The sequence below is a fragment of the Nocardioides sp. YIM 152588 genome, assembly GCF_040191335.1.
GTDB lineage: Bacteria > Actinomycetota > Actinomycetes > Propionibacteriales > Nocardioidaceae > Nocardioides.
In genome coordinates this window covers 1-2416 of sequence record NZ_JBEGDJ010000109.1, presented here as the reverse complement: position 1 = coordinate 2416, position 2416 = coordinate 1, and the positions used below count along the sequence as shown (strand labels likewise).

The 2416-nt window shown below is 78.2% G+C and carries 3 protein-coding genes and 1 pseudogene; 1 reads left to right on the top strand and 3 read right to left on the bottom strand.

The annotated features are described in order from the left end of the window. Positions 1-75: 75 nt before the first annotated feature. The 3 genes from ABLM29_RS22235 to ABLM29_RS22225 are packed head-to-tail and all read right to left on the bottom strand — an operon-like array spanning position 76 to position 1017. Positions 76-387 (bottom strand): EsaB/YukD family protein, encoded by a 312-nt coding sequence (locus ABLM29_RS22235; RefSeq protein WP_349716834.1) that lies wholly within the window; start codon positions 385-387, stop codon positions 76-78. Further along, a complete protein-coding gene (locus ABLM29_RS22230) occupies positions 384-677 on the bottom strand; it encodes a WXG100 family type VII secretion target (RefSeq protein ID WP_349716833.1) in 294 nt (97 codons plus the stop codon). The genes ABLM29_RS22235 and ABLM29_RS22230 overlap by 4 nt, the downstream gene beginning before the upstream one ends. A gap of 10 nt (positions 678-687) precedes the next feature. After that, entirely contained in the window at positions 688-1017 is a 330-nt protein-coding gene (locus ABLM29_RS22225) for a WXG100 family type VII secretion target (protein WP_349716832.1), read from the bottom strand. A 272-nt stretch (positions 1018-1289) separates the two neighbouring features. Here ABLM29_RS22225 and ABLM29_RS22220 point away from each other — a divergent pair. Continuing rightward, a pseudogene (locus tag ABLM29_RS22220) lies at positions 1290-2416 on the top strand (hypothetical protein); the annotation flags it as partial.

Genomic DNA, 2416 nt, shown 5'->3' with positions numbered 1-2416 from the left:
TGATGACATGTCACCTGGCGCGTGGCAAAGTTCTTCTCAGCCGCCGCAGGTGACCCGAGACGCCTGCGGCGGCTCTTAGTTTTTTCGGAAGATTCTCCGGCCGTCGCCCCGGGCGTCGACCGGGTCGTCGTACACGCGCGGCGGCGCCACCGCCGGCGCCGCGACGAGCGCCAGCACGCCGCCGTCGGCGACACCCTGGGCGGACAGGTCGCGGCCGTGGTCGAGCGGGCGGCCGCCGGCGGTCACCAGCCGGAGCCCGTGGCCCGCGGAGACGCCGAGGCCCTCCGCCAGGGCGGGCAGCAGCTCGGCCACGGCCACGCCGGTGGGCAGGGCCAGGTCCGCCCGTCGTTCGCCGGCGACCACCGTGACCGGCAGCAGCCCGCTCACCCGAAGCGGGCGGCGCCGCGCAGGTCGGCGGCCCGGTACTCGGCGTTCGCCTGCCGGACCGCCCGCTGGGTCAGGTCGAGCAGGTCGCGCATCTCGGCCATGGCCGCGTCCCAGGTGGCCTGGGCGGACCGGTAGGCCTCCTGCTGGGCGCCGCTCCAGTCGGCGCGCAGCGGAGCCAGGTCGTGGTCGAGCCGGTCCAGCCGCGCGTCGATCGCGCGGACGGCGGCGTGGAGGTCGTCGGCCGCACCCTCGAGCGCGGCGTGGTCGACGCGGAGCCCGTCGGTCCCCATCGCGGCCCCCTCAGATCCGGACCGCGCCGAGGCGGGCGGTCAGGTCGGCGAGGAACCCGCGGGCGTCGTCGTCGACGCGGGTGTTGTCGCGCTCGGTCTCGGTCAGCGCGTCGGCGAGGCCGTCCAGCGCGCCGACGATCCGGGCGTGCTGCTCGGCCCAGGCGCGGTGCAGGCCGAAGAACGCCTCCGCGCCCGCGCCGCCCCAGCGGCCGCGGACCGTCGCCACCTGGCCGTCCAGCGTGACGGCGGTGCCGGCCAGGTCGTGGCGGGCCTCGGTGACCAGCGCGGCGGCGCGGTGCAGCACGCCGTCGCCGTGGCCGAAGTCGGTCGGATGAGTCATCGGTCGCTCCTCGGGTGGTGGTGGCGGCGGTGGCCGCCGGTCGGGTTGTCGCGGGACCGATGCCCGGCGGCGGGGCGACCCGAAACCGCGACCGTCGGTTGTCCACAGCGCACCTGCCCGTGGGTGGGGTCGTGTGCCTGAGACCCCGCCATGCCGGGTCGTGGGGCACACGACCCGGGCCCGGCGCCCGAGCGACACGCCCCGCGAGGAGTCGCCTGTGGACGACGGGATCCGCAGGCATGCCCGGTCCCTCGCCGGGTAGCCAGCGGACGATGACCAGCCCTACGACCAGCCCGACGACCAGCCCGACGACCAGCGCGCCCGAGGACCGGCCCGAGATCCGGATCCTCCCTCCGCCCCGCGCCCCCGCCCCCGAGGCGGCCGGCGGCACGGCGCTGCACCTGCTCCCCGCGCTCGGCGGCCTCGGCGCGATGCTGCTGCTCACCGGCGTGGGGTCCGGCGGGGCCGGGGGCCCGGTCCGGCTGCTGGCGGCCGGGCTGTTCCTGGCCACCACGGTCGCGGTCGTGCTGCTCCAGGCCGACCACCGCCGGCGCGCGCACCGGCGGCGCGTCGACGGGATCCGGCTCGGGTACCTGCGTCACCTGGCCGCCGCACGCGCCCGGCTCGCCGAGGCCGCCGTCCGCCAGCGCGCCGCCCTCGGACGGACCCACCCGGCACCCGCGTCGTGGCCGCCCTCCCCGGAGCGGGCTCCGGGCGAGGAGGGCTACCTGCGGGTCCGGTACGGCACCGGCGACCTGCCCCTCGACGCCGACCTCCTCGCGCCGGAGCCGGACGCCGTGGAGCCGGCCGATCACGTCGCGGCCGTCGCCCGCGCGCGGCTGCTGGCGGCCCACGCGAGCGTCCCCGCACTGCCCCTCGCCGTCGACCTGCGCGAGCGCGCGTGCCTGATCCTCGACGCCGGCGAGGCGGGCCGCGCGGTGGCCCGCGCGTTCGTCTGCTCGGCGGCCGCGGGCCACGCCCCCGAGCACCTGCGGGTCGCCGTGGTGACCGACGACCCGGGCCGCTGGGCCTGGGCCGCGTGGCTGCCCCACGCCCGCGGCGCGGGCGCGTACGACGACCTCGGCCCCGCCCGCTCGATCCGCGCCTCGTGGGCGGAGCTGTCGGCGTTGCTGCCGGCCCCCGGCCCGGGAGCGCCGCACCTGCTGCTCGTCGTCGACGGCGCCGGGTCAGATCCCGGCGTCGGCGACCTGCCCGGCACCACGGTCCTGCGCCTCGGTGGAGCGGGCGGACCGGGCGGGTGGACCGGGACGACGCTCGACCGCCTCGACCCGGCGAAGGACCTCTACTTCTTCGACCGCTACTTCGACCGCGGCCTGCCCTGGTACCTCTCGCAGTTCCGCGACGCGGGCGAGGAGAAGGTGGTCGGCGAGGTCTGCCA